Source organism: Streptosporangiales bacterium, assembly GCA_009379825.1.
Classification (GTDB): Bacteria; Actinomycetota; Actinomycetes; order Streptosporangiales; family WHST01; genus WHST01.
In genome coordinates, this window is record WHTA01000059.1 from 13,863 (window position 1) to 36,756 (window position 22,894).

Annotated in this window: 15 protein-coding genes and 4 pseudogenes; 12 read left to right on the forward strand and 7 right to left on the reverse strand. The window is 70.9% G+C overall.

Going from position 1 to position 22,894, the window contains the following annotated elements; all coding sequences use genetic code 11:
• Positions 1-6: 6 nt before the first annotated feature.
• Positions 7-1,970, reverse strand: a pseudogene (locus tag GEV07_22810) (AAA family ATPase).
• 164 nt (positions 1,971-2,134) lie between these two features.
• Here GEV07_22810 and GEV07_22815 point away from each other — a divergent pair.
• Positions 2,135-2,701, forward strand: coding sequence for a hypothetical protein (locus GEV07_22815; GenBank protein ID MQA05432.1), 567 nt, complete (start codon positions 2,135-2,137; stop codon positions 2,699-2,701).
• Between the two features lie 131 nt (positions 2,702-2,832).
• On the opposite strand, the pseudogene lon reads toward GEV07_22815, so the two are convergent.
• Positions 2,833-5,224 (reverse strand): annotated as a pseudogene (gene lon / locus GEV07_22820) (endopeptidase La).
• Between the two features lie 108 nt (positions 5,225-5,332).
• Between lon and GEV07_22825 the strand changes: the two are divergent.
• Positions 5,333-6,523 (forward strand): membrane dipeptidase, encoded by a 1,191-nt coding sequence (locus GEV07_22825; protein ID MQA05433.1) that lies wholly within the window; start codon positions 5,333-5,335, stop codon positions 6,521-6,523.
• 3 nt (positions 6,524-6,526) lie between these two features.
• On the opposite strand, the gene GEV07_22830 is transcribed toward GEV07_22825, so the two are convergent.
• Positions 6,527-6,886, reverse strand: a complete 360-nt coding sequence (locus GEV07_22830; protein ID MQA05434.1) for a hypothetical protein — start codon at positions 6,884-6,886, stop codon at positions 6,527-6,529.
• Positions 6,887-6,966: 80 nt separating this feature from the next.
• Here GEV07_22830 and GEV07_22835 point away from each other — a divergent pair, with 80 nt between their 5' ends.
• Positions 6,967-8,802 carry a hypothetical protein gene (locus tag GEV07_22835; protein MQA05435.1) on the forward strand — a complete coding sequence of 612 codons (1,836 nt, stop codon included), beginning with the start codon at positions 6,967-6,969 and terminating at the stop codon, positions 8,800-8,802.
• Between the two features lie 8 nt (positions 8,803-8,810).
• Here GEV07_22835 and GEV07_22840 read toward each other — a convergent pair whose 3' ends face one another.
• The 3 genes from GEV07_22840 to GEV07_22850 all read right to left on the reverse strand — a co-directional run bounded on the left by GEV07_22840 (position 8,811) and on the right by GEV07_22850 (position 13,428).
• On the reverse strand, positions 8,811-9,329 hold the full coding sequence (locus GEV07_22840) for a DUF664 domain-containing protein (GenBank protein ID MQA05436.1): 519 nt from the start codon (positions 9,327-9,329) through the stop codon (positions 8,811-8,813).
• Positions 9,330-9,355: 26 nt separating this feature from the next.
• On the reverse strand, positions 9,356-11,008 hold the full coding sequence (locus GEV07_22845) for a helicase (protein MQA05437.1): 1,653 nt from the start codon (positions 11,006-11,008) through the stop codon (positions 9,356-9,358).
• 65 nt (positions 11,009-11,073) lie between these two features.
• Entirely contained in the window at positions 11,074-13,428 is a 2,355-nt protein-coding gene (locus GEV07_22850; protein MQA05438.1) for a hypothetical protein, read from the reverse strand.
• A gap of 166 nt (positions 13,429-13,594) precedes the next feature.
• Between GEV07_22850 and GEV07_22855 the strand changes: the two genes are divergently transcribed.
• The 7 genes and pseudogenes from GEV07_22855 to GEV07_22885 all read left to right on the forward strand — a co-directional run bounded on the left by GEV07_22855 (position 13,595) and on the right by GEV07_22885 (position 20,771).
• A complete protein-coding gene (locus tag GEV07_22855) occupies positions 13,595-13,795 on the forward strand; it encodes a hypothetical protein (protein MQA05439.1) in 201 nt (66 codons plus the stop codon).
• A 111-nt stretch (positions 13,796-13,906) separates the two neighbouring features.
• The gene (locus GEV07_22860; GenBank protein ID MQA05440.1) at positions 13,907-14,791 is read left to right on the forward strand and encodes a hypothetical protein; all 885 of its coding nucleotides are present in this window, start codon (positions 13,907-13,909) and stop codon (positions 14,789-14,791) included.
• Positions 14,792-15,374: 583 nt separating this feature from the next.
• Positions 15,375-16,412, forward strand: coding sequence for a substrate-binding domain-containing protein (locus GEV07_22865; protein MQA05441.1), 1,038 nt, complete (start codon positions 15,375-15,377; stop codon positions 16,410-16,412).
• 347 nt (positions 16,413-16,759) lie between these two features.
• Positions 16,760-17,722 (forward strand): ABC transporter permease subunit, encoded by a 963-nt coding sequence (locus GEV07_22870; protein ID MQA05442.1) that lies wholly within the window; start codon positions 16,760-16,762, stop codon positions 17,720-17,722.
• A complete protein-coding gene (locus tag GEV07_22875) occupies positions 17,719-18,558 on the forward strand; it encodes an ABC transporter permease subunit (GenBank protein ID MQA05443.1) in 840 nt (279 codons plus the stop codon). The genes GEV07_22870 and GEV07_22875 overlap by 4 nt, the downstream gene beginning before the upstream one ends.
• Before the next feature lie 3 nt (positions 18,559-18,561).
• Positions 18,562-19,869, forward strand: a complete 1,308-nt coding sequence (locus tag GEV07_22880; protein MQA05444.1) for an extracellular solute-binding protein — start codon at positions 18,562-18,564, stop codon at positions 19,867-19,869.
• Positions 19,866-20,771 (forward strand): annotated as a pseudogene (locus GEV07_22885) (ADP-ribosylglycohydrolase family protein). The gene GEV07_22880 and the pseudogene GEV07_22885 overlap by 4 nt, the downstream one beginning before the upstream one ends.
• A 3-nt stretch (positions 20,772-20,774) precedes the next feature.
• Here the strand turns inward: GEV07_22885 and GEV07_22890 are convergent.
• A pseudogene (locus GEV07_22890) lies at positions 20,775-20,891 on the reverse strand (DUF385 domain-containing protein).
• Between the two features lie 130 nt (positions 20,892-21,021).
• On the opposite strand from GEV07_22890, the gene GEV07_22895 reads away from it, so the two are divergent.
• Both GEV07_22895 and GEV07_22900 read left to right on the forward strand, forming a co-directional pair.
• Complete coding sequence (locus tag GEV07_22895; GenBank protein ID MQA05445.1) at positions 21,022-22,110, forward strand: hypothetical protein; 1,089 nt, start codon at positions 21,022-21,024, stop codon at positions 22,108-22,110.
• A gap of 221 nt (positions 22,111-22,331) precedes the next feature.
• On the forward strand, positions 22,332-22,760 hold the full coding sequence (locus tag GEV07_22900; GenBank protein MQA05446.1) for a response regulator: 429 nt from the start codon (positions 22,332-22,334) through the stop codon (positions 22,758-22,760).
• Positions 22,761-22,894 lie beyond the last annotated feature (134 nt).

The following is a 22,894-nucleotide window of genomic DNA, read 5'->3' on the forward strand; positions in this document are numbered from 1 at the left end:
CTCGGGTCAGGCGGCGAGCGCGCCCGGTAGCGCGGTGGCGTGCACGACCGTGAGGCCGGACACCGCGCGGGTCAGTACGACGTACAGCCGGTGCAGGCCGCGCGGCTCGGCGGCGACGATCTCGGCCGGTTCGACCACGACCACGCGGTCGAACTCCAGGCCCTTCGCGACGGCGGCGGGCACCAGTGCCAGCCGCTCGTCGGTGTCGTCCTCGACGTCCGCGCCCAACAGCCGGTACGACTGGCCGTCGCGACCGAGCGCCGCGGCCAGCGCACGCACCCGGTCGTCCGCGGCGATCAGGCCGACCGAGCCCTCGGCGCTCAGCGCCGCCAGGCACGCGGCCACCGCGGCGTCGTCCACCGCGGCGGCGTCGACGGTGCGGACGTGCAGCGCGCCGGCCGCGGTGCGGGCCGACTCCGCGGGTGCGAGGGTCGGTGCGATCTGCGGCAGCAGCCGGGTGGCGAAGTCGATGATCTGCCGCGGCACGCGGTAGCCCTTGGTCAGCTCCTCCACGTGTGCGTCCGTCTTGCCCAGGTGGCGCAGCGCATCCGTCCACGACGAGGCCGCCCACGGTGTGCTGCCCTGCGCGATGTCGCCGAGCACGGTGGCAGAGCCGGTGCTGCAGCGGCGGCCGATCGCACGCAGCTGCATGGGGGAGAGGTCCTGCGCCTCGTCCAGGATGACGTGGCCGAGGCCCGCGGTGCGCTCGACCTGGTCGGCCGCCTCGTCCACCAGTGCCGCGTCCGGCAGGCTCCAGCGCGCGGTGCCCACGCTGCGCGGCGGGCTGCTCCACAGCAGCAGTCGCTGTTCGTCGCCGTCGAGCAGGCCTTCGGCGCAGTCGGCGAGGAACGCAGGGTCGCTCAGCAGCCGGAAAACGACCTGCGCCGGCTTGATCCGCGGCCACAGCTGGTCGACGAGATCACGGACGGGTCTGCTGCGCGCGACGGCGTTCTGGATGCGGTCGTCGGGTGACTCGCCGGCGCGCTCCATCCGGGTGAGCACCACGTGCGCGACGCGTTGCGCGAGCATCTGGCGCGCCGCCTCGTACCGCACGTCCCTGGTCTGTAGCTCCTCGACCAGGTCGGCCAGCTCGTAGTCGGCCACCCGCCAGCGCCTGGACCCACGGGTGAGCACGAAGCCTTCGGTGGGTCGGCGGACGGACGCGCGCACCGCACGACGGATCACCTCCGCCAGCCGGGCGTCGCCCTTCAGCCGTGCGACCGCCGGGTCGTCCACGCCGCGGATGCGCACCGCGCCGAGCAGCTCCTCGACGGTCAGCTGCTGCACGTCCAGCTCGCCGAGTGCGGGCAGCACGCCCTTGATGTAGCCGAGGAACGCGTGGTTCGGGCCGACGACGAGCACGCCGGAACGGCTCAGCCGGTCGCGGAACGCGTACAGCAGGTACGCCGCCCGGTGCAGCCCGACAGCGGTCTTCCCGGTGCCCGGTGCACCCTGCACGCAGATGGTGGCACCGAGGTCGGCGCGGACGATCACGTCCTGGTCCGGCTGGATGGTTGCGACGATGTCGCGCATCGGCCCGACGCGCGGGCGTTCGATCTCCTCCTGCAGGATCTCCGACGGGCCGTGCGTGGCGGCGGCGTCGAAGGTCTCGTCCTCGAGTGCGGTCAGCGTCCCCTTGGCGAACCCGAACCTGCGCCGCAGCGCGAGGTTCATCGGCTCGGTGCCGGTCGCGCGGTAGAACGCCAGCGACACGTCGGCGCGCCAGTCCACGACCACCGGGTCGCCGCGGTCGTCGGTGACGTGCCGGCGGCCGACGTAGTACCGGCTGGGCGGGTCGTCGGTGTCGATGCGACCGAAGAACAGCGGGGTGTCGGGGTCGTCCTCAATGCCTCGGCGCGGTAGTACAGGGCCGCGTCGAGGTACGCCTGTGAGACAGGATCGCCGGCATCGGCGTGCAGCGACAGGACGTGCTCGCGCATCCGGGCCAGGTGGTCGCGGGCCCGGCTCAGATAGCGCTGCTCGTCGGTGAGTCGTCCTCCTGGGCATGGGCAGGCGAGGGCATGGCCGTCTCCTGGGCCGAGAGAGTGGGTGAAAGGGCGCGGTAGCTTAACACGCCGGAGTCGTTCCTCGGCGGTCGCTGTTTCTGGCGGTGCGGTCCGGGTACCTGGTCGGCGTGCACACACCAGCCGACAGCGACGGCCGGGTCGGCCTGCTCGCCGACCCGGACCTCGCGCCTGCCGAGGCCGGCAGATACCTCGCGTCCGCGCTGCCGGAGCGGCTCGCCGCGGCGTTCGGTGACATGCAGCAACCGGACGTGACGGTGGCCTACGAACGGCTTCCCGCGGGTACCGACAGCCAGGCGACCATGCTCGACCACGCCGCGTCCCGCCGTCGGCAGTGGGGCGCGGACGTCGTCGCCTGCATCACCGACCTGCCGTTGGTCGACGGCGGCCGTCCGGTCGCCGCCGACATAGACGCCGACCGCGGGGTCGCGCTGATCTCACTGCCCGCGATCGGTGGCGTCCGGCTGCGGCTGTTGTTCGGCATGGTGCGGGCGAACCGGCCGTGGCGGCTGGCGACCGGGTTGAGCTCGGCGCTGATCGCAGCGTTCGCGATCAGCGCGTTCTTCCTGATCAACAGCAGCGAACGGATGCTGGCGACGAGCCTCAGCCCGCTGCGCCTTGCCGTACTCACCGCGGTCTCAGCGGTCTCTACAACGCCGCGACCGTCACCACCCTGACCATCGGCGGGGCACTCGACTCCGACCACGCGATCCGCGCTGCCGCCTACAGCTATCGCGAGCGGCAGCGCCAGACCCAGCGTGACCGGGACGAGGACCAGGAGGACGAGTAGCGTGCCCCGGTCCGGTGTTCAGGCCGCGAGCTGCTCGTGCTGGCGCGCCGGTTCCAGGGCCAGCTCGAGCACCTCACGGACGTCGCTGACCGGGTGGACGGTGAGCTGGTCGCGCACCTCCTCGGGTACGTCGTCCAGGTCGGGCTCGTTGCGTGCCGGGATCAGCACGGTGTCGATGCCCGCCCGGTGCGCGGCGAGCAGCTTCTGCTTCACCCCGCCGATCGGTAGCACCCGGCCGGTCAGCGACACCTCGCCGGTCATCGCGACGTTCGCCCGTGCCGGCCGTCCGGACAGCAGGGACGCGAGCGCCGTGGTCATGGTGACACCGGCTGCTCGGGCCGTCCTTCGGGATCGCACCCGCGGGCACGTGCACGTGCGCGCTGCGGTCCTTCAGGTCGCCGACCGGCAGCTCCAGCTCCGCGCCGTGCGAGCGCAGGTACGAGAGCGCGATCTGCGCGGACTCCTTCATCACGTCGCCGAGCTGGCCGGTCAGGGTGAGCCCGCTGTCGCCGGTCTCGGGGTCGGCCAGCGACGCCTCGACGAACAGCACGTCACCACCGGTGCCGGTGACCGCGAGACCGGTGGCCACGCCCGGCACTCCGGTACGTTGCGCAGACTCCGGCAGGTGCTTCGGCCGGCCGAGGTGCGTGGTCAGGTCGTCGGCGTCGATGTCGACCGGCAGCGTGGTGCCGTCGAGCGCCACCGACGCGGTGACCTTGCGCAGGGCCCTGGCGATGCTGCGCTCGAGCGCGCGCACCCCGGCCTCCCTGGTGTACTCGGTCGCCAGCCGCCGTAGCGCGGCGTCGGTTAACGTGACGTCGGTGTCGTCCAGCCCGGCGCGGTCCCGCTGCCGCGGCAGCAGGTGCTCGCGGGCGATGACGACCTTCTCGTCCTCGGTGTAGCCGTCGAGCGTCACCAGCTCCATCCGGTCGAGCAGCGGCGCCGGGATCTGCTCCACCACGTTCGCCGTGGCGAGGAACAGCACGTCCGACAGGTCCAGCTCGACCTCCAGGTAGTGGTCGCGGAACGTATGGTTCTGCGCCGGGTCGAGCACCTCGAGCAGTGCCGCCGTCGGGTCGCCGCGGTAGTCGGCGCCGACCTTGTCGATCTCGTCGAGCAGCACCACCGGGTTCATCGAGCCGGCTTCCCTGATCGCCCGGACGATCCGGCCGGGAAGCGCGCCGACGTAAGTACGCCGGTGGCCGCGGATCTCCGCCTCGTCGCGCACGCCGCCGAGCGCGACCCGTACGAACTTGCGGCCCATGGCGCGCGCGACCGACTCGCCGAGCGACGTCTTGCCGACGCCAGGCGGGCCGGTCAGGGCGAGCACGGCACCGCTGCGGCGGCCCTCGACGACGCCTAGCCCCCGCTCCTCGCGGCGCTTGCGCACGGCCAGGTGCTCGATGATCCGGTCCTTCACGTCGGCCAGGCCGGCGTGGTCGGCGTCCAGCACGCCGCGTGCGCCGGTGATGTCGTACGCGTCCTCCGTACGCACCTGCCACGGGATGTCGAGCACGGTGTCGAGCCAGGTGCGGATCCAGCCGCTCTCCGGCGACGCGTCGGACGAGCGCTCCAGCTTGTCGACCTCGCGCAGCGCGGCCTTGCGTACCTCGTCGGGCAGGTCGGCCGCCTCGACCCTGGCGCGGTAGTCCTCCTCCTCGTTGGCGGGGGTGCCGTCCAGCTCGGCCAGCTCCTTCTTCACCGCCTCCAGCTGCCGGCGGAGCAGGAACTCGCGCTGCTGCTTGTCGACGCCGTCCTGCACCTCCTTGCGGATGTCCTCCGCGACGTCCTGCTCGGCGATGTGCTCCTTCACCCAGCCGAGCGCCAGCTCGAGCCGGCTCCCGACGTCCAGCTCCTCGAGCAGCTGCTGCTTCTGCGTGGTGCTGAGGTACGACGCGTAGCCGACCTGGTCGGCCAGGCGTCCCGGCTCCTCCAGGCTCTCCACCACCTCGGCGACCTGCCAGGCGCCGCGCTGCTGCAGCGTGCCGACCAGCAGGTGGCGCAGCTCGGTGGCCAGCTCGTCGATGCGGGGGCCGTCCGCGCCGGTCTCGGCCACGGTGGTCGCCTCCACCCAGAGCGCGGCGCCCCCGGACGTGCCGGCGCCGATCGCCATCCTCGCGGTGCCGCGGACGACGGCGCCGCGGTGCCCGTTCGGTAGCCGGCCCACCTGGTCGACGACGGCACGGGTGCCGATCGAGCCGTACTTGCCGTCAGAGCGGGGCACGAGGAGCACCTCGGCGGACTTCGGCGTACGGATCCCCGGCGCCTGTTCCCGGCTGGCGTTGGCGGCCTGAGCTGCGTCGATGGCTGCGTGGACGGCGCTCTCTGAGAGGTCGAGTGGCACCACCATGCCGGGCAGGACGACCTCGTCGTCCAACGGCAGTACGGGTAGCCGTGTGGTCTCGGTCATGTCGATCCTTCGCGCTCACTGAAATTGAGTTCACGAGACTCAATGCATTTGCGGCGCGAGTTGTTCCATCGATCGCTGTCGGCGAACGCGGGCCGGTACGGTCTCCCCATGACGTCCGAGCCCTTCGCCCGTGCCCGCGACCTGCTGCGCACCACCCCACTCGTGGACGGCCACAACGACCTGCTCTACGCGATGCGTGAGCTCGCCGACTACGACTTCGACGCCGTGGACATCGCCGAGTCGCAGCCCCGGCTGCACACCGACATCCAGCGGCTGCGTGCCGGCGGGCTGGGGGTGCAGTTCTGGTCGGTGTACGTGCCGTCCAGCCTGCCGGCGAACACCGCCGTCGTGCGCACCCTGGAACAGCTCGACGCGATGTACCAGCTGCTCGCCAGGTACCCGGAGACGTTCGAGGTGGCGTACACGGCCGACGACGTGGAGCGGGTCTTCGCCGCCGGCCGGATCGCGTCGCTGGCGGGCATGGAGGGCGGCCACTCGATCGCCTGCTCGCTGGGTGCGCTGCGGATGATGTACCGGCTCGGCGCGCGCTACCTGACGCTGACGCACAACCACAACACGCCGTGGGCGGACTCCGCGACCGACGAGCCCACGGTCGGCGGGCTGGATGACTTCGGCCGCGAGGTGGTGCGGGAGATGAACCGGCTGGGCATGCTGGTCGACCTGTCGCACGTCGCCCCGGTGACCATGCGGGCGGCGCTAGACACCACGGCGGCGCCCGTGCTGTTCTCGCACTCGTCCTGCCGTGCGCTGTGCGACGTGCCGCGCAACGTCCCCGACGACGTGCTCGAGCAGCTGCCTGGCAACGGCGGGGTCTGCATGGTCACCTTCGTGCCGTCGTTCGTGTCGCAGCAGGTGGTGGACTACCAGCGGGAGGCGGAGACGGCCGCGCGGAAGGCCGGCCTGTCCGCGCCGCGTGCGCTGCACGACAAGGCCACGAGGGCGTTCTACGCGAAGTACGAGCAGGAGCACCCGAAGCCGCGCGCGACGCTGGCGCAGGTCGTCGACCACGTCGAGCACGCCCGCGAGGTCGCCGGGGTGGACCACATCGGCCTCGGCGGCGACTACGACGGCTGTGACGGTCTGCCGGACGGGCTCACCGACGTCGGCTGCTATCCCGCGCTGCTCGCCGAGCTGACCGACCGTGGCTGGTCCGACGACGACCTGGCGAAGCTGGCCGGCCGCAACGCGCTGCGGGTGCTCCGCGACGCCGAGGACGTGGCCGGGTGGCTGCAGGGTGAGCGGGCGCCGTCCCGGATGCAGGCGACCGCACGCCGGTGACCGTTAGCTGGGATCGGCGAGTGCGCCGACGGCGGTGATCGTCCCGCAGCGGCCGCATACCCAGCGCGGGTCTTCGCCGAGCGCCGGTTCGACGACGAGGGGTTCCTCGTCGTGCACCAGGCAGCACGGCCACCTGCCGACCGTCTCGAGCAGCGCGTCGGCGACGTCCTGGGCCATCAGCCCGGTCAGGAACGACGCACCTTCCGGCCACTGCTCCACCCACCACCGCCGGTGGGCGACCGCGTGGTCGACGAGCGACACCGTCGACGGGTCGCAGCGGCCGGTCGCCTCCAGGTCGCGCAGCACGGCCGCGCGCGCCGTGTGCAGCGCGCGTTCGGTCGCGGGTAGCTCTGGCGTGGCCACGTGTCTACGCTCTCAGACCACGCGCGATTCCGCGACCGCGCCTTGGCCCACGGGTGTCCCGGTGCGACTATCGTCTGGCCATGGCGAGCGACCGGGACGGGCATATCCGTGGCGGGGACGCGGTTCCGCCCCCGTACGCCCCGGCGCTCGCCGTGCTCGCGATCGCGGCCCTGTTCCAGCTGTTCGGCGCGCGCCGGGACGCCGTGGACCTGGACTGGCTGGTCGCCCTGCTCGTTCTCGCCGCGTTGGCCGTCGTCTGGGTGGTGCCGGGTTGGTCGGCACGGGCGCGCACGTCGCGGTGGCTGCCGGCATACGCGGCGATCCCACTGGCCGTAGCGCTCTTCTTCCAGGCACGCGTCCTCGCCGCGCCGGAGCAGGCGGGTGACCAGCTGCTCGCGGTGGCGACCACGCCACCCGGCCCCGTCGTCGCCGGGGTGCTGCTCGTCGCCGCCCTGGTGGTGTGCCTGCTCGGGGTGTTCCTGCCCGGCAACCGGGCGGTGAGTCGTGAGCGTGCCGTCGCGCTGGCGGCCGCCGGGGCGTTGATCGGCGGCCTCGGCGTGGTCGCGGCCGCGCCGGTTGCCGACCGGGTGATCGCCGCGAAACCGACTCCCGCCATCGACCACACCGTTGCGGACGGGCCGCGCGCCAAGCACGAGGACATCTACGTCGAGCCGCCGGAAGGGGACCTGGACGCGGGTTGGAGCCGTTCGCTGCCGCCAGGGTTGGCGGACATCCCGGCGTCAGTGCTGGTTCCCGGCCGCGACTTCGTGCTGACCAAGCGGGCGCACGGCGGGAAGTACGGCCTGTCCGCCCTGGACGCGGACACCGGCAAGGAGCGGTGGCACTTCCTGCTCGACGACAGCGCGGTCGGACAGACGGTCGTCGAGCCGGAGTTGGGCGTCGTAGCGTTCGCCGTCGACGACGTCCTCGTCTTCCTCGACGTGGCGACCGGCGAACGCACGGGCCAGCTCGCGCTGCCCCGCACCGTGGTGGGAGCCAGCGGGGACGAAGGCGACCTGTCGTGGTCGATCGTGCCCACCCGCCCGCCGGGGAAGGAGGACACCCCGTCGATCCAGGTCGTCCCTTCGCTCGTCGCGCTCGCCCAGTACGAGTCCGTGGTGTCGGGCGACGAGGGTGAGCAGCCGAGAGCGGTGTACCTGCTCAACCTGCGGACCCGGGGCCTCGAACGGCTGGAGAAGCCGCCGAGCCCCACCTGCGACTACGTGTCCGTGGTCAACCAGTGGAGCACGGCCACCAGCTTCGAGGCCTTCCTACTGCGCAGCGGGCACGGGTGCGGGCCCACCCGCGTGCGGTACCTGCTGCACGAGCGGGTCTTCGCGGCGTTCGACGTACCGCACCCCGCCACCCATCCCTGCGCTGCCGGATGCGCCGTGACGAAGGTGGCCCCCATCGGCAGTGGCCTGGTGGTGGTGGAGGACGCCGATGCCCAGGAACCGAACACCACGGTCACGTCGATGTACGCGACCTCGGTGGGCGCGAGGCTGGAGTGGCAGCGCGGTTACGACGCTGTCGCCGCCGACGTCACCGTCCTACTCGGCGGCCAGCTCAGGGAGCGCATCCGCGTGCAACCGTTCGGCCGGCCGGCCGAGGTTCGCAGCACCGCAGCCCCCGGACGCGTGCTGGACTCAGCTGAAGGGCCACGCGCGAGCCCCGACCACGTCGTAGTTCTCAGCGCGAGCGAGTACGACGTCCGGTGGTACTCCCGCGAGGGCTCGAAGGTGCACGTCGACCGGGAGATCGCGAAGGACGGCGAAGGGAGCGAGCCGGACGACGTCGCGTTCCGGCGACTCGCCAGCGTGGACGCCGGCTGCGAGATCACCTGGTTCACCGTCGCCGACGCCCGCATGCTGGTCCAGTGCGGCGGCGACCGACCGGAGCTGCGGCTGCTCGAGTAGATCCTCGCTCAGCGGACGCCGGTGCGTTCGAGCACGCCGCGCACGTACGCCGCCTGGCCCGCGTGCGCCAGCCCGTCGCCGATGACGCTGACCAACCGCACCCCGAGCGACACCGGCGGGTCCCACCGGGTATCCACGATGCGGGACAGGTCCGCGTCGGTGAGCTTCTCCACGTACGCGATCGTCTGCTCGTACACGGCGTCGTGGTATCCGGTGAGCAGGTCACCGGACGGTACGCGTACCGCGGCCACCTCCGCGGAGCTGTGGCCGTAGCCGGTGGCGTGCGGGTCGAACGGCAGGGCGAACCGGTCCGCCCAGCCGTCGGTCAGCCATACCTGGTCGAGCTCAGCGGCGTCGGCGATGTGGTCGTCCTGCACCCGGGTGAGGTGCCAGGCCAACCAGCCGATCGAGTTCGCGTCCGGGTCGATCCGGTGGGCGAGCTGGTCCGCGGTGAGGCCGGCGACGACGGCGTCGACCTCCTCCTTCACCCGGCCGTAGGCGTCGACCAACAGGTCGCTGCTCGTCATCGATCCCTCCTCCGTGAACGGCGTGGCTAGATCTCCTCGTCGGCGAGCACAGCGTCGGCGTCGACGATCCGGTACGCGTACCCCTGTTCGGTGAGGAAGCGCTGCCGGTGCTGCGCGTAGTCCTGGTCGAGCGTGTCGCGCGCGGTCACCGTGTAGAAGCGGGCACCGCGACCGTCGGACTTGGGACGCAGTACCCGGCCCAGCCGCTGTGCCTCCTCCTGCCTGGAGCCGAACGTGCCGGACACCTGGATGGCGACCGCGGCCTCCGGCAGGTCGATGGAGAAGTTCGCGACCTTGGAGACGACAAGCAGCCCGATCTCCCCGGTACGGAACGCCTGGAACAGCCGCTCGCGCTCGTGCACGGTCGTCTCGCCCTTGATGACCGGGGCGTCGAGCATGGCGCCGAGGCTGTCGAGCTGGTCCAGGTACTGGCCGATCACCAGCGTCGGCTCGCCGCGGTGGCGCTCCACGAGGTTCGCCGCCACCCGCGACTTCGTGTCGGTGGTGGCGCAGATCTTGTAGCGGTCCTCGGGTTCCGCCGTTGCGTACGCCAGCCGCTCGGCGTCGGTCAGCGTCACCCGTACCTCGACGCAGTCGGCAGGTGCGATCCATCCCTGCGCCTCGATGTCGCGCCATGGCGCGTCGTAGCGCTTGGGGCCGATCAGGCTGAACACGTCACCTTCGCGGCCGTCCTCGCGGACGAGGGTGGCGGTGAGACCGAGTCGGCGGCGCGCCTGCAGATCGGCGGTCATCCGGAAGATCGGCGCGGGCAGCAGGTGCACCTCGTCGTAGAGGATCAGACCCCAGTCGCGCGCCTCGAACAGCTCCAGGTGGCTGAACGCGCCCTTCTTCTTTGTGACCATGACTTGGTACGTGGCGATGGTGACCGGGCGGATCTCCTTGCGCTGGCCGGAGTACTCGCCGATCTCTTCCTCGGTCAGCGAGGTGCGGTTGAGCAGCTCGGTGCGCCACTGGTGCGCTGCGACCGTGTTCGTGACGAGGATCAGCGTGGTGGCCTGGGCGCGCGCCATCGCGGCGATGCCGACGAGCGTCTTGCCCGCACCGCAGGGGAGCACGACGACGCCGGAACCGCCGTGCCAGAAGCCCTCGGCGGCGTCGTGTTGGTACGAGCGCAGCTGCCAGCCGTCCTCGGCCATGGCGATCGAGTGGTGCTCGCCGTCGACGTAGCCGGCGAGGTCCTCGGCCGGCCAGCCGAGCTTGAGCAGCGCCTGCTTGAGCACCCCGCGCTGGCTGGGGTGCACGACGACCGTGTCCTCGCCGACCCGCCCGCCGACCATCGGCTGCACCTTCTTGCTGCGCAGCACCTCTTCGAGGACGGGCCTGTCGGTGGTGGTCAGCACCAGCCCGTGCATGGGGTGCGACTCCAGCCGCAGCCGGCCGTACCTGGCCATCGTCTCCGCGACGTCGACGAGCAGCGCGTGCGGCACCGGGTAGCGGGAGTAGCGCAGCAGCGTGTCGACGACCTGCTCGGCGTCGTGACCGGCGGCGCGCGCGTTCCAGAGCCCGAGCGGGGTGATCCGGTACGTGTGGACGTGCTCGGGGGCGCGTTCGAGCTCCGCGAACGGGGCGATCTCCTTGCGGCAGTCGGCCGCCTGGTCGTGATCTACCTCGAGCAGCAGCGTCTTGTCCGACTGCACGATCAGTGGACCATCGCTCACGGTTGAAGCCTCCGAGCTACGTTGACGGGCCCTCCCAGTGTCCCCGATGCGGGCAGCAGCTGTGGTCAGGCCGGGGTTTCGTCGACCGGCGCGTAGCCGGTGATGCGGTGCAGGGCGAACGTACGGCGGGTCTCGCGCAGGTGGTCGTACGCCTCGACCAGGCCGCCTAGCACCGCGACGGGTTCGATCAGTCGTAGGCTCGCACGGCCCTCGGCGTTGGCGTAGCCGATCCACAGCAGGATGTCCGCGGCGATCGCCTGGTGCAACGCGGCCAGCGTCTCGCGCGGCGGGTTGCGCGGCAACCGGTCGCCGGCCATCCGGTGTTCGACCGGGCGCTCGCCGGCCATCCGCTCACCGGCACGCAGCATCTGCACGGCACGCTCCACCAGCTGGGTGTTCGGGCTCTCGGTGCGGCTCGTCTGCCACGTCGGCGCCTCCCGCGCCTGGACGCGCCTGGCCTGCGGGGTGGGCAGCACGACGTCGCCCGAGGCCGACTCCGCGACCGGCGCGTAGCCGAGCTCGCGCAACCCGTCCAGCAGGTCGCGCCGGCTGAGCTGGCTGACCAGCACGGTGGGCGCGATGTGCCGGAGCGCGAGGTGACCCGCCTTGCGGTGCGCGGCGATCTCCGCGAGCACCGCAGTGTCGTCGGACCTGATGTACGAGGTCGCGCTGCCTGCGCGCAGCTGGCCGTGCCGGCGCGCGACGTCGTCGACGAGGTAGAGCAGCGGTTGCGGCACCTCGGTGCGGGAGTGCGTCGTGAGCCACGACTTCACCTCGCCCGCCGTACGTCCGGCGTCGAACGCGCGGCGTACGGACTCGGGGGAGAACCGGTACACCGTGGCGCCGCCGGTGGACTCCACGTCGGCGAGCAGGCCGATATCCGTGCGCACGTCCGAGCGCAGCGGGCCGGGTGCGACGGCCGTGAGGTCGGGCTGCACGAGCACCTCGGTGCCCATCGCCGGCAGCACGTCGGTCAGCAGCGCGGTCGTGCTGCCGTCGCCGGACAGCAGCCCGCGGCCGAACGAGGTGAGCCCGCCGTGGCCGCAGATGCCGAGCAGCTCGCCCTCGAGCAACGTCCACTCGACCAGCTGGCGCCGGTGCCGGCCGCCGACCCGCGGCCGGTTCCAGATCACCCGGCCGACAACGCTGTCGTGGGTGGGCGCCTGGCCGGGCGGCACCGTCGACAGCACCTCCAAGGTGGCGCGCCGCACCTGGGCGATGCTGCCGTGCAGCACCCCGCCGCCGAGCGCGTTGATTGTCTTGTCCCGCTCGTCCTTGCCGCCGACGAGGCCGGGAGCGCGGGAGCTGCGCAGCCAGGCCGTGGCGAGCGTCAGCCACCGGCCGGCGACCGGCTCGCCGCACCAGGTGTCGAAGTCGGTGGTGGGCAGCCACTCCTCGTCCGGGTAGGTGGCGTCGAGCAGCCTGGCGGCGTGTGCCACCTCGACCACCAGCGCGGCATGGTCGGTGGAGACGTCCAGCAGGGTGGCTGCGCGGCGCAGCTCCCGTACCCCGAGACCGCCGGAACGCAGCCGCGACGGCGGTTGCTCGGCCCAGGCAGCCAGCAGGTCCTCGACCGCCTGCACGAACGCGTACGCGTGCATTCCGCCGGTGTGCTCGACCAGCGACGGCGGGTTGTCCGTGGCCTGCAGCGTCGGCGGCTCCCTGTAGGTCTGCGGCAATGCCACCGCCACCTCGAACGGCAGCACCACCGCGTCCTCCTCCGCCGCGACGAGCAGCCCGCGGGCGAGCAGCTCCTCCACCGGTGAGGTCGCGGTGGCCACCCGCGTGGCGCGCTGCGCGTTGGTGACCCGGCCCCGGCCGTAGCTGGCTGCCACCCTCTCCAGGGCCTCGCGCGCCGGCGCGCCGACCGCGTCGATCAGGGCGCGTACGTTCGCCGGCGACGCGAAGTGCTTGGCGAGGTCACGTAGCGCCTGGGCGGACTCGGCGTGCGGTGCGTCGATGTCGTCGAGCAACCCGTGCAGGCGATGCGCCGGTACGTCGGCCAGCGCCTGCACGATCGGCGGGCCGAACTCGGCGGCGAGCATCGGCATCCTACGCAGCTCCCGCGGCGTGGTGAGCGCCGCGTCGCCGCCGAAACACAGCGCGCGGGTGCGGAGCAGCTCGACGGTGTCCCGCAGCCGCCCGTCCGTCGGCGCGGCGAGCTCGGCGGCGAGCTCGCCGTACGTCATCGTCTCGTCGCTGTTGGCGAGGGTGCGGAGTACCTGCAGCGCGAGGGTGTCGAGCTGGTCGACGGCGAGCTGGAGGGACGGCCTGGACAGCGCGGCCTGCGCGAGCCGGCCGAGATCCGCCGGCACCGGGTGCAGCAGGTCGGGCCTGGCGATGAGCAGTCCAGCGAGCTCCTCGTCGCTGCGGTCGTCCAGCCAGACGCTGAGGCCAGTGCCGGTGCGGGTACGTGTCATCCGGTGGCCCAGCCTATGGCCTCGATCTACCTGGTGGGGAAACTCTTTCCGCGGCAACGGTCTGTGTGGCACCGGGGTTATCCACAGATTCGTCAGGTGCGCTCACCGGCGGGTGTCGCGCCTTCAGACTCGTACGGGACGGCAGGGCCGATCCGTGGAGGACGTGATGGACGGGCAGGTGGTGGTGCGACCGCCGGTGGTCGCCGCCTGGGGGCGGCACACCGAGGACATCTCGGCCGAGCTGTCCGCCGTGCCAGGCACGTTGGCCGCGGCGGTGGCGGCGCTCGACGAGGCCGGTGCCGGCGATCTCGCCGGTGCCTGGGCGGTGGCCGCGTTCGCCGGCACCGCGGGTGCGGCCGTGGCCTAACTGCGGCGTCGGATGGGTGCGTCCGCCGGGGCGTTCACGGCTACCGCAGCAGCTACGCGGGTACCGACGGGCGGCAGGCGGACGGCTTCGCCGTCCCACCGGCGGTGCGCCGTGGGGTGGCCGAATGCCGGTGACCGTGGCGACGCTGCGCGGCTGGCCGCGACGGCGCTCACCGGTGCGGGGGAGCAGCTGCACCGTGCCGGCGCCGAGATCGGCAGCGTGCGCGACGGTTACGGCGTCCGGGTGCTCGGTCCGCTGGCCAGCGGCCGGGACTGGCTCGACGGCGGCCAGCAGCACGCCGTCCCGGAGGCGGTGCAGCTGCACCGCATGGTCGGCGAGCTGCCGCCCACCATGCGCACCGCGTCGGCTGCGGTGCACACCTGGGCGGACGGCCTGGCCGGCGTACAGCGTCGGCTGCAGCACCTGGAGACCGTAGCCACCGACCACGGCCTACGCATCGAGGACGACGGCACCATCGCCGGCGACGGTGCCGACGAGGTCCGCGACGCGTTGCAGGCGAGGCTCGGCAGCTTGCTAGCCGACGCCGCGGACATCGACGACACCTGCGCCCGCCGGCTGACCGCCCTGCTCGAGGACACGACCACCGGCAGCCCCCTCGCCGACCGAGCCGGCCAGTCGCTGCTAGCCCCGCCGATGCCCCCAGCCAAAGACGGCGGCGGCCTAGGCGGCGGCCCGGACTGCCCCGCCACCCACCGGCGGCGGCCTCGGCAACTTCTTCCGCCGCCTCTTCCGCCCCAACGACCCCTGGCCCCGCCCCCGAACCCAACCCACCCCTGGACCGGCTCGGGCAAGACCACCGCCCAGCTCAAGGCCAGCGGCAAGGACCACCAGTCCGGCGAAGGTAAGAACGAGCTATCCCGCGCCGGTAGGATCCTCGACAAACACAATGATCGGAAACGACCAGGGCATGACGAGTTTCCGGATCCCAAAGGAAATGGTCGGAATAGGAGCAAGATTGCTCAACGGAGTCGATGAGATCCTGGGTGATCCTCGCACCAGAGAACTTCCCATCACCTATGAAAAGAGCACCGCCTGAAGCGGGAGAACTCGGTCAGTGCGGACGTGATGCTGGCCGCCATCGGGCGCGCGTAAGGGTCGGGCAGAGGTCCCCCCTCCCCCCGGGAAGGGCGGGTGTGTGGAGGGCGCCGCGGTCCGACATCGGCGTGCGGTCGCGAACACGGCCGGCAGGAGCCGCACCACTGAGTCGGTCGGTCGACCGCGGGCGAGACGCGGCTTGGCGCGACCAAGGCGTCCGACAGCAGCGCGGCACTCAGCGTGGCCGTTGTCGCCCTCGAGCTCCCGGTGCCCGACGGCCCCGGTAGGGCGCACCGGGGCGGGCTCTGGTCGCAGGTAGCGGTAGTGGCAGCTTGCCAGCCGTGGGCCAGCCACCGGCCCGACATGGACCACCACCAACGTCCGTGGGCAAGTTACGCCGGGCAAACTCCCCGGGCGCTGGGAGGTCAATTGTCGCTCGCCGCATTGCGGGGTTGACGGGGGCGTGGAGTGCGCTGTCTAATTAACTGTAAGCGTTTACAACAACGTTTACAAGGGAGTGGACGTGGCGTCTGGGCGGCCGACGGTCTCGCTCGTGGCGGAGCGGGCCGGGGTTTCGATCGCGTCCGTGTCGCGCGTGCTGAACGGGTTGCCGGCGAGTCCGGAGATGACGGCGCGCGTGCAGGCGGCCGTGGAGGCGCTCGGCTACGCGCCGGACGCGGCGGCCAGGTCGCTGAAGATGCGACGCACCGACCAGCTCGCCCTCGCAGTGGACGATATCGGCAACCCGGTCTACGTCGAGATGATGCGGGCGATCGAGTCGGTGGTGCAGCCGCTCGGGTTTCGGCTGGTCGTGTCGTCCACACGGTCGGATCCCGATGGAGCGAGCGGCGTGCTGCGTAGTCTCGCCCGCGGGTATGCGGACGGTCTCATCCTCTCCCAGCTGCGACCGACCGACGAGCTGGTCGACGAGCTGCGCCGCTGCCGGCTCCCTGTGGTGGTCGTGGGCAAGCTGCCCAGCGGGGTGGATATCGACAACGTGCGCACCGACTCGGCCAAGGGTGTCGGGATCGCGGTCGAGCACCTCGTGACAACCGGTCGTACGTCGATCGCGTTCGTGAACGGTCCGGCGGGCGCGGTGCCCGCGACGGCGAGGTCGCGCGGCTTCCAGCACGCGCTGACCAAGCACGACCTGGACGTGCCCGACGACCTCCTGGTCGCGGCCGACGACTTCACCTTCGAGGCGGGGCAGCGGGCCGGCAAGGAGCTTTTCGAGACGGCGGGGCCGGACGCCGTGGTATGCGCGAACGACCTGCTGGCCATCGGTGTGATGCGCGCCGCCGCGGTCGCCGGCATCACGGTGCCGGACGACGTCGCCGTCGTCGGGGTGGACGACATCGAGCTGGCGGCGCTCTACTCGCCCTCGCTGTCCAGCGTCTCGCTACGTTCGGCCGAACGCGGCGAACGCGCCGCACGGCTGCTGCTCGACCGCCTCGCGGACCCCGAGCTACCGTGCCGCCGCACCACGGTCGGCCCTCGGCTGGTGGCGAGAGAGTCGACCCAACCGCGACCGGCGTCGGCAAGACGGACGGGGACGCGATGAGGGCCGTGTTTGCGCTGTGTGTCGGGTCGCGTGCGCAAGGCGCGGGGGTCAGTGCAGCTGCGACCGGTGTCGGCGCGTCGGGCGGGGACGCGATGACGGCTGTGCTTTCGCCGGGTGCGCGTACGGCGCTGGAGTCTGGCCAGTGGGGACCGGAGTCACCCCAGCCGAGGACGACCTCTGGTGGACCGTCGGGGTCGGCCCGGCCGGGAGTGGAGGCGGGGCGAGGGGTGGGGGTGCGATGACGACCGTGCTTCCGCCGCCTACTCCGTCTCCGGCGGGTAAGGGTAGGGCGGGGAAGGGGGGTAGGGCGGGGCGAGGCCAAGCCGGGGCATGGGGCTAGGCAGTCGTTGACGCTCATAGTGCCTGCGCTTATCCTTGTCGTGGCGTTCTCCCTCGTCCCGCTGCTTGTCGGGGTTGGGCTCGCGTTCACCGACGCGCGGTTCGGGTTGCAGGCGCCGCGGTTTACGGGTGTCGAGAACGTCGTGCTGTTGTTCACGGACGCGCAGTTCTGGGCGTCGTTCTGGATCGGGTTGGTCTGGGCGTTCGCGACTACCGCGGGGCAGTACCTGTTGGGTCTCGGGTTGGCGCCACTACTCAACCAGCGCATCCGTGGCCGGTGGCTGGTACGGACGCTGACGCTGGTGCCGTGGGCGATGCCGCCGGTGATCGTCGCGCAGACGTGGAAGCTCGTCTACCATCCGGACGCCGGCATCCTGAACTACGGGCTGAAGGCCATCGGGCTCAGCACGAACGGCGTGGACTGGCTGGGCAGCTTCGCGTGGGCGTTGCCCGCGGTCATTCTCGTCGGCATCTGGGCGGGCATGCCGCAGACGACCATCGTGTTGCTCGCGGGCCTGCAGAACATTCCCGCGGAGATGCACGAGGCCGCCGCCATCGACGGTGCGGGCGTGTGGCGCAGGTTCCGCGCGGTCACGCTGCCGCTGCTCAAACCCGTCACCGTCGTGATCGTCACGCTGAACTTCATCTGGAACTTCAACTCGTTCGGACTGGTCTACGTGCTCACGGCGGGAGGCCCCGGCACGTCCACCAGGTTGCCGCTGCTCAAACCCGTCACCGTCGTGATCGTCACGCTGAACTTCATCTGGAACTTCAACTCGTTCGGACTGGTCTACGTGCTCACGGCGGGAGGCCCCGGCACGTCCACCAGGTTGCCGCTGCTGTTCGCGTACGAGGAGGCGTTCGCGTTCGGACACTTCGGGTACGCCTCGATGCTCGGCCTCGCGATGGTCGCGGTCATCTCGGTGCTGCTGTTCTTCTACCTGCGGGCGCAACGGGAGGACACCGTATGAACGCGCGCCGGCCGTGGTGGGCGAGCGGGCTGATGTACGCCGCACTCGCGCTCTACATGGTCTACCTCGCCTTCCCGCTCGTGTGGATGCTGTCGACGTCGTTCAAGCCGGCGCCGGAGATCTCCGCGCTGGTGCCCAGCCTGCTCCCCGACGACCCGACGTTGGGCAACTACCTCAGCGCGTTCGAGCAGCAGAACATCGCCCGCAGCGCGCTCAACAGCCTGCAGATCTCGATCATCACGGCGGTGGTGAGCGTGCTGATCGCGCTGCCGGCTGCGTACGCGGTCGCCCGGATCAGGTCGCGGCTGAACAAGGCGGTCATCGGTTGGGTGCTGCTGTCGCAGATGTTCCCGCTGATCCTCATCCTGGTGCCGTTGTTCCTGCTGCTGCGCTACATCCACCTGGCGAACACGCACCTGGGTCTGATCATCGTCTACGTGGTGTGGAGCCTGCCGTTCTCGCTGTGGCTGCTCCAAGGGCATATCAAGGCGATCCCCGTGGAGGTCGAGGAGGCCGCGGCGGTCGACGGTGCCAGCCGGCTGCGCATCATAAAGGACGTCGTCGCGCCGTTGCTCATCCCTGGCCTCATCGCGACGGTGATGTTCGCGTTCATCCAGGCGTGGAACGAGTTCTTCTTCGCGCTCGCGGTGTTGAAGGACCCGGAGCTAGCAACGCTGTCGATCACGTTGGCGAAGTTCACCGGCGTGGACGGCACTGCCCAGTGGGGGCCGTTGGCCGCCAGTTGTTTCCTCGCCACGTTGCCGAGTCTCGCCTTGTTCGCGCTCATCCAGCGGCGGCTCACTTCCGGGTTGCTCAGCGGTGCGGTGAAGAGTTGACGGATGCAGAGGAGGAAGTCGATGCGAGCAGCGATAGCTGCGGTGACCGCGGTGCTGCTGACCGCGACCGCGTGTGGGTCCGGAGGTGATTCGGGTGTCGTCAACCTGAAGTTCTACAGCGTCGCCTTCCAGAAGGCGAACGTGAAGGCGTACAAGCAGCTGATCAACGAGTGGAACGAGGAGAACCCGAAGATCCAGGTGGAGCTGGTGCAGGGGAACTGGGACGCGGCGCCCGACTACCTGCTCACCTCGTTCCAGGGTGGTGACGCGCCCGACATGTTCTACTACGAGGCTCAAGGGCTGCAGACGTTCGCCGACGCGGGCTTCCTGCTCGACCTCTCCGACCAGCTGCCGAAGGAGATGAAGGACGACATCATCCCGTCGGCGTGGGCGTCGGTGGAGGACAAGAAGAGCGGCACGTACGGCATCCCGTTCTCGTGGGAGACGCAGCTGTTCATGGTGAACAAGAAGCTCTTCGACAAGGCCGGTATCGAGCTGCCCACCTCCGAGGACCCGTGGACGTGGGAGGAGATGCGCGCGGCCGCGAAGAAGCTCACCGAGGACAAGAACGGCGACGGCACGCCTGAACGATACGGCGTCGCATGGTCGCTCGAGCAGGCGACCAACGCCATGCTCACGTACTCGATGAACTACGACGGCAAGTACTTCTACCGCAGTGGCGGCAAGCCCACCGTGCGCTACGACGCGGCCGAGCAGCAGGTGCCGCAACAGATCCACGACATGATCTGGAACGAGAAGACGTCACCGAAGACGTCGGCGAGCATGGGAGCGGACGACGTCCTGCCGGGCTTCTACGGCGGCAAGTACGCCATGATCTCCAAGGGCGTCTGGTTCCGCGGCTCGCTGAAGGACTCCGCGCCCAAGGGATTCGACTGGCAGGTCCTGCCACCGCTTGAAGGTGACACGCAGGGCCAGGCCAGTGCACCGCAGACCATGTCGATCGCGGCCGAGTCGGAGCATCCGGAGGAGTCGATGCAGTTCCTCAGCTGGCTGCTGAACACGGAGAACATGGGCAAGCTCGCGTACACCGACTGGATGATCCCCACCAGGGAGTCGTCGTTGAAGGAACCGGAGTTCAACACGGAGAAGGACGGTTGGAAGGTCGCGGTCGAGTCAGGAAGCATCCGGGAGAAGGCGCCGTATCTCGGGGTGAACGGCTTCGAGGAGTGGAAGAGCAAGGCCGCGGATCCCGCCTTCCAGCAGTACTTCGGCAACAAGATCAGCGACGCCGAGCTGAAGAAGAAGCTCGCCGACGACGGCAACGGGATCCTGGAGCGCGCTAACCGGTGAGTGGGGACGAGTTACGGAACAAGGCCGTCGGGTGCATCGCCGGCGCTGCAGTCGGCGATGCGCTCGGCGATGCCACAGAGGGCTGGACACCCCAGCAGATCATCGCGAGGTACGGCAGCTGGGTCACCGGGATCGTGCCACCATTCAACACGGACTGGCGCGACGCCAGGCCGATCGCGCCGTACCACAAGGGCGACGGGCATATCATCGACGACACGTTGATGATGCTGACGTTGGCCAGCGTCTACCGTAAGTGCCGCGACCACCTGGACGCGTACGACATCGCGGAGAAGCTTGTGCCGCGGCTGGTCGACGACAAGGTGTGGATACCCGAGCTCGAGGCGGAAGCCCTGCCGCTGCAACGGATCTTCCTCGCCGAGAAATGGCTCGTGCTGCGCCTGCACTACGGGCACAACGACCCGCGCGAGGCAGGGGTCGGCAACATCGTCAACTGTGGTGCGGCGATGTACATGGCGCCCGTGGGGGTGGTGAACGCCGCCGACCCGGAACGGGCGTACGCCGAGGCGATCGAGCTCGCCGGTCCGCACCAGTCCAGCTACGGCCGGGAGGCGGCAGGCGTGTTCGCCGGCACGGTGGCGGCGGCGCTGGCCCCCGGCGCCACCGTGGCCGGCGTACAGGAGGTCGCCGTCGAGGTGGCCAACGACGGTACGAAGGCGGCCATCGAGGCGGTGCTCGACGTGGCGCGCGCGGAGGAGCGTTGGTCGGACGCGTTGCCACGGCTGCGTGCGGCGATGGCGCCGTACGACACCGTCGGCGAGGACTACCGCAACCAGGGGCTGGGGGCGCGGCGGCCGAGCCGGCTGCACTCGATCGAGGAGCTGCCGATGGCGCTGGCGATGCTCACCATGGCCGGCGGCGACTACCGGGAGACGGTGCTCGGTGTTGCCGGACTTGGCACCCGTCGTGGTGAGCAGCAATATGGGTGCGCCCTCGAACATCCCGCCGACCTTGCCGCCGTTCGTGCGGAACTCCTCGATGACCTGGGTGTTGAAGTCTGCCATGCCTGCTCCGTTCCTCGTCGGTTCTCCAGACGCGTAACGACGCAGCCTGCCGCGTTAGTCCCGCCGCTATGGTGGGGCCATCGAGAACGCAACGACTCGCACGGCTGCGACCCGCGACGTCACCGGGTCGCTGTGGCGTGTGCTTGCGGTGCTGCGCCTGGTGCTCGTCGGCTACGCGTTCGTGGTCAACGTCGTGCAGTGGGGAGAGTACGCCAGGCCGTTGCTCGGCTGGCTGGTGTTCGCCGCCATCGCCGTATGGTCCGCGATCGCGACCTGGTTCTACGCGGTGCCGCGACGGCGGTACCGCTGGGTGCTGGCCATCGACGTAGCGGTCGCGCTCGGCGGCCTGTTGCTGACGCCGGTCGTGCAGGGCGACCTGGCGGCGGCCGAGCAGGCGGCGAGCGTGCCGTCGTACTGGATCGCGGCGCCGGTGCTCGCGTGTGCGATCCGCGGCGGCTGGCAGGGCGGGCTGATCGTGGCCGTCGTGGTCGGCGTCGTGGACATCTCCGTGCGCGCCGAGGTCATCCAACGGACGCTGGGCAACACGTTCCTGCTGTGCCTCGCCGCCGTCGTGGTGGGGTACTCCGCCGCGCTCGTACGGTCGGCGGCCGCGGAACGTACGGCCGCCACCGCGTTGTCCGCGGCCACCGCCGAGCGGGAGCGCATCGCCCGTGCCGTGCACGACGGTGTGCTCCAGGTGCTGGCGTACGTGCAGCGCAGAGGCAGCCAGATCGGCGGCCCCACGAGGGAGCTCGCCGACCTCGCCGGCGAGCAGGAGGCGGCCCTGCGGGCGTTGATCAGGGAGCAGGCCGCCGAGCCGGACACGGTGGGCGACGTGGCAGCGCTGCTGCAGCCGCTCGCCGGTGCTTCGGTGTCGGTGGCGACGCCGGGCACGGCGGTGCAGCTGCCCGCGCCAGCGGCCAGCGAGCTCGTCGCCGCCGTACGGGAGGCCGTGCTCAACGCGCGCGAGCACGCCGCGGACGCGCCGGTGTACGTGTTGGTCGAGGACGAGGTCGACGCGGTGACCGTCAGCGTGCGCGACGACGGTCCCGGCATCCCCGAAGGCAGGCTCGACCAGGCGGCCGCGAACGGGCGGCTGGGCGTACGGCACTCGATCGTGGGGCGGGTCGAGGGGCTCGGTGGCACCGCGACCCTGCACACGGGAGCCGGCGGCGGAACCGAGTGGGAGCTGCGCGTTCCGCGTACGCTGCCACCGTGAGGACGAAGGTCTTGGTGGTCGACGACCACCCGATGTGGTGCGACGCGGTCGCACGTGACCTGGACGAGGCCGGGTTCGAGGTCGTCGCTACCGCCGGCGACGGTGAGCGTGCACTGCGGATCGCGGGCGCGGTACGTCCGGACGTCGCCGTCGTCGACCTCCAGCTGCCCGGCGTCTCCGGCGTCGAGGTCACCGGCCAGCTCGTGCGGGAACACGCGGGCGTGCGGGTGCTGGTGCTGTCCGCGAGCGGCGAGCAGGCGGACGTGCTTGCCGCCGTAAAGGCCGGGGCGACCGGCTACCTGGTCAAGTCGGCGGCGAGGGAGGAGCTGCTGGACGCTGTCGCGCGCGTCGCCGAGGGCGACACCGTCTTCACCCCAGGCCTCGCCGGGCTGGTGCTCGGCGAGTACCGCCGGTTGTCCGCAGGGCCCACGGCCGGCGAGTCGGTCACGCCCGAGCTCACCGCTCGCGAGACCGAGGTGCTGCGGCTCGTCGCCAAGGGCCGCTCGTACAAGCAGATCGCCGAGCAGCTCGTGGTGTCGCACCGCACCGTGCAGAACCACGTGCAGAACACGTTGCGCAAGCTTCAGCTGCACAACCGGGTGGAGCTCACCAGGTACGCGATCGAGCAGGGTCTGGACGAGGACGCCTAGTACTGCAACGGCACTTGCTTGACAGGTAGTTGATCATGGTCGGGTGGTTACCGATCTGGTGATAGATGAGCTGGATACCTTGCATGAGCGGGTCGCGGGCCGGTTCGGGCGGGCGGAGCCGCGGGCTCGGGTGC

What these genes read in the sequence shown, in the direction of transcription:
- GEV07_22825 (MQA05433.1), top strand. Translation starts at nt 5,333, where the DNA reads ATGACGTCCGAGCCCTTCGCCCGTGCCCGCGACCTGCTGCGCACCACC.
- GEV07_22835 (MQA05435.1), top strand. Translation starts at nt 6,967, where the DNA reads ATGGCGAGCGACCGGGACGGGCATATCCGTGGCGGGGACGCGGTTCCG.
- GEV07_22880 (MQA05444.1), top strand. Translation starts at nt 18,562, where the DNA reads ATGCAGAGGAGGAAGTCGATGCGAGCAGCGATAGCTGCGGTGACCGCG.
- GEV07_22840 (MQA05436.1), bottom strand. Translation starts at nt 9,329, where the DNA reads ATGACGAGCAGCGACCTGTTGGTCGACGCCTACGGCCGGGTGAAGGAG.
- GEV07_22875 (MQA05443.1), top strand. Translation starts at nt 17,719, where the DNA reads ATGAACGCGCGCCGGCCGTGGTGGGCGAGCGGGCTGATGTACGCCGCA.
- GEV07_22855 (MQA05439.1), top strand. Translation starts at nt 13,595, where the DNA reads ATGGACGGGCAGGTGGTGGTGCGACCGCCGGTGGTCGCCGCCTGGGGG.
- GEV07_22850 (MQA05438.1), bottom strand. Translation starts at nt 13,428, where the DNA reads ATGACACGTACCCGCACCGGCACTGGCCTCAGCGTCTGGCTGGACGAC.